The following is a 3669-nucleotide window of genomic DNA, read 5'->3' as shown; positions in this document are numbered from 1 at the left end:
GTGCGGCGATGTACCCCGTGCTTGCGCGCGAGCTCGCGGATGGACAGACCCTCCACTCGCGCGTCATGGCGGATGTCGGCGTACAGCTGCACTCGTGACCCCATCTTGGCTCCCTTGCCCTCGCGACTGGTTCCCAGTGATGGGGACCAGCGTGAAGGGGTGGGGCCAGTTCAGACCGTCAACACCCCGGCAAGTCGCACGCGGGGCCAGATCAAGCCGTCACAACGGGGCCAGACCAAGCTGTCACAACCAATCCTGCTGCCCGGGCCGAACTCGCTGTTCGTCGCGACGAGCGCCGCGCAGGTATCGCGACGCGCCGGCTGGCAGGCCGCCGCCGGTGTGTTCATCAGCGACAGCATCCTCATGATCGCGGCCGTCGCCGGCGGGCACGCTGCTGACGGGCGGGTCGCTGTTCTTCCGCGCGCTGACGCTCGTCGGCGGCGCCTACCTCGTCTATCTCGGGTTCGGTCTGCTGCGCCGAGGGGTGCAGTTGCTGCGCGAACATCGAGCGCTGACGCGCGCCGACGCCACGGACGACTCGCTCAACCCCATCGACACAGGCGCGGCCCCCGATGACGCCGGCATCGCGGCGTCCCCGTTCAGCCGCTCGATCGTGACGGGCATGCTCAACCCCAAGTCGATCCTGTTCTTCGCCGCGTTCTTCGTGCAGTTCGTGACGCCGGGCGATCCGCACCTGTGGGTCAACTTCGGGGTGCTCGCCGTCATCATGCAGATCATCAGCCTCATCTACCTCGCGGCCGTCATCGCCATCAGTTCGCGGCTCGGCCACCGCGTCGCAGGACGCCCGCGCGTCGTCGCCGGCGCACACCTCGCCGCGGGGACGGCCTTCTGCCTGTTCGCCGTCAAGCTCGCCACCGCATCGTTCTGACGCCCGACACGCTGAACCACCACGCCGACGCGACGCTCCACCCCTCACAGCTGCCGCGCGACCACATGGCCGGCTGACGCGAAGCTCCACCCCTCACAGCTGACGCACGACCACATGGCCGGCCGACGGCGAAGCTCAACCCCTCACGGCTGACGCGCTGCTGCGACGTCTTCGGGGTAGCTCCCGTAGAAGGGCACGTAGCCGTCACGCATCAGCACCCACACGCGGTCGTCACCCACGCCGGCGAACCCGGCGTCGCGCAGTTCGACCTTGCGCGACTTGAACGTCGAGGTGTGCTCGAGCGAATCGACCTCGCGCACGAACAGTGGCACCGCGTACTTCGGCAGGCGTTCGTTGAGCGCGACGGCCGCCATGGCGTCGAAGGGCTCGCCCTCGCGCAGCACGACGGCGGCCATGCCGGCTCGCCCGTCGCAGCCGGGCACCTCGACGCCGTAGACGACGCAGTCCTCGACGAACGGCAGCCGCTCGAGGGCCGCCTCGACCTCCGTCGTCGCGACGTTCTCGCCCCTCCACCGGAACGTGTCGCCGAGCCGATCGACGAACGCCACGTGGTTGAGCCCCTGCCGGCGCACGAGGTCGCCGGTGATGAACCAGCAGTCGCCGTCCTTGAAACCGTCGCGCAGCAGCTTCTTCTCGGTGGCGTCGTCGTCGGTGTACCCGTCGAACGGCTGGGCCTTCGTCACCTTGGCGAGCAGCAGGCCCGCCTCGCCGACCTTGACCTGACGCAGCCGCCCGTTCCCGTCGCGCACCGCGCCGCCCGTCTCCGGGTCGTAGGCGGCGACCTTGTGCGGCAGTGGGCACGTGCCGGCCGTCTCGGAGATGTTGTAGGCGTTGATGAACGCGATGTTGCACTCGCTCGCCCCGTAGAACTCGGCGATGCGCGCGATGCCGAAGCGCTCCTGGAACTCGGCCCAGATGTCGGTCCGCAGGCCGTTGCCGACGATGACGCGGATGCGGTGCGCCCGGTCAACGTCCCGCTGCGGCTGGCCGAGCAGATAGCGGCACAGTTCGCCGATGTAGACGAACGACGTCGCGTCGAAGCGGATGACGTCGTCCCAGAAGTTGGAGACGGAGAACTTGCGCGCGATGGCGAAGCACGCGCCGCCGTTGAGCACGGCTCCGAGCGCGACCGTCACGGCGTTGTTGTGGTACAGCGGCAGGCAGCAGTAGAGAGTGTCGCCCTCGCGCAGCCGCACGCCCAGCCCGCCGAGGCCCGAGTACGACTGCAGCCACCGATGGTGGCTCATGATGGAGGCCTTCGGCATGCCCGTCGTGCCGGAGGTGAAGATGTAGTACGCCTTGTCGCTGCCGCGCACCTGCGCGCATTCGGGCGGGTTCTGCGCCGCCGCCGTAGGCGCGTTCGTCGCCTGTGCGACGAGCTCGTCGAGCCCGACGACGTCCGCGTGGCGCCCGGTATCCGACGACGGTGCGGTGTTCGCTGAGCCCTCCCCCGCGAGGCACGTCGTCACCGCCTCGAGCAACGACGGCTCGGCGACGATGACGCGGGCGTCGAGTACTCCGAGGCTGTGGGCGAGCACATCGCCCTGCTGGTTGTAGTTGAGCAGCCCGCTGACGGCGCCGAGCTTCACGGTCGCGAGCATCACGAGCAGCATGTCGATCGAGTTGTGCGACATCAGCCCGACGACGTCCCCGTGACGCACCCCAGCGTCCTTGAGCACCCACGCGAGCCGGTTGACACGCTCGTTGGCCTCTGCGTAGGTGAGGCGCCCCTCGTCGGCCACGACGAACGGACGCTGCGGGTGCCGCTCGGCGAGCCCTTCGAATACCGAGCCGATCGACATGGCGCGGCCCGATCGACGCAGCAGTAAGGACGGCAGATGCTTGGCGACGTGGGGGATGTCGGGCGTCATCGTCAGCGCCCCGCGCGCCACGTCGAGCAGCGTCACCCGGGTCCGTGAGGTCGTCATCGCTGTGGTCTCCTTCGGCCGTCGTCAGCTCCGGTGTCGCGGTCCGCGCCGCGATCCCCCAACCCTACCTACGCTTCAGTAACCACGTGACGGATACCGCTCAGCCCGTCCCACATCGATGGGTGCCTGCACAGAATTGCCATCCCCCCGGCCGTGGTGGACGATGCGAAGCCGACGCGACGCATGAGCGCGTCCTCGAGGCCGCCGAGGATCTCGATTCCGGCAGCCCCGACCCCCGCTCGCCTCGTCCCTGCGACAGGGACGCTCCGGCATCGTCGGTGTCTTCGCCGAGGGGCGACTGCTCAACTCGTTCAGTGACCCGTTCGCCGTCAGCGTGCTCGACGGTCTCGCGCAGCACCTGGGCCAGAACTCGAGCGGCATCCTGCTCATCCTGGCGTAGGGTAGCGATGAGCACGAGGTCGTGCGACGCATGTCCGGCATCCCCCGCGACGCCGTCGTCTTCCCGCTCGGCGGGCATGTCTCGGCGGCGGTGCTGGACCACCTGCGCCATCGCCGCATCCCGCTCGCCGGCACGGGTTACCCCGCGATCGACGGTGTCCTGCAGCTGACGATGGAACGCGCCGCGCTGCGCACCCTGGCCACGTACCTGTACGACCTCGGCCACCGCGACGTCGCGCTCGTCGAGATGCCGCAGGGTGCGAGCCGCGGTGAGGGCGACACGACGCCGACGGCCAACCCCGAGGGAGTGGGCAACGTCATGTACGTGTCTATCCGCACCCGTACAAGCATTCGCAGGGGCGGCGGGGGTCAGGGTGTTTGTGGTGGACGTAGAAATGCGTGATGGTCTTGAACTACTCAACCCCAGTCTTT

2 protein-coding genes and 1 pseudogene are annotated in these 3669 nt (G+C 68.8%); 2 read left to right on the top strand and 1 reads right to left on the bottom strand.

Annotation, left to right across the window (positions count from 1 at the left end; genetic code table 11):
- Positions 1 to 72: 72 nt before the first annotated feature.
- A pseudogene (locus AX669_RS13905) lies at positions 73 to 889 on the top strand (LysE family transporter).
- A 143-nt stretch (positions 890 to 1032) separates the two neighbouring features.
- Here the strand turns inward: AX669_RS13905 and AX669_RS07015 are convergent.
- Entirely contained in the window at positions 1033 to 2838 is a 1806-nt protein-coding gene (locus AX669_RS07015) for a long-chain-acyl-CoA synthetase (RefSeq protein ID WP_062257474.1), read from the bottom strand.
- Positions 2839 to 3268: 430 nt separating this feature from the next.
- On the opposite strand from AX669_RS07015, the gene AX669_RS07010 reads away from it, so the two are divergent.
- On the top strand, positions 3269 to 3640 hold the full coding sequence (locus AX669_RS07010) for a hypothetical protein (RefSeq protein ID WP_062257473.1): 372 nt from the start codon (positions 3269 to 3271) through the stop codon (positions 3638 to 3640).
- Positions 3641 to 3669: the final 29 nt, after the last annotated feature.

It is taken from the genome of Dermacoccus sp. CCH2-D9 (genome assembly GCF_001556795.1).
In the GTDB taxonomy this organism is placed as follows: Bacteria; Actinomycetota; Actinomycetes; order Actinomycetales; family Dermatophilaceae; genus Dermacoccus; species Dermacoccus nishinomiyaensis.
This window is presented reverse-complemented; position numbering and strand designations above follow the sequence as displayed.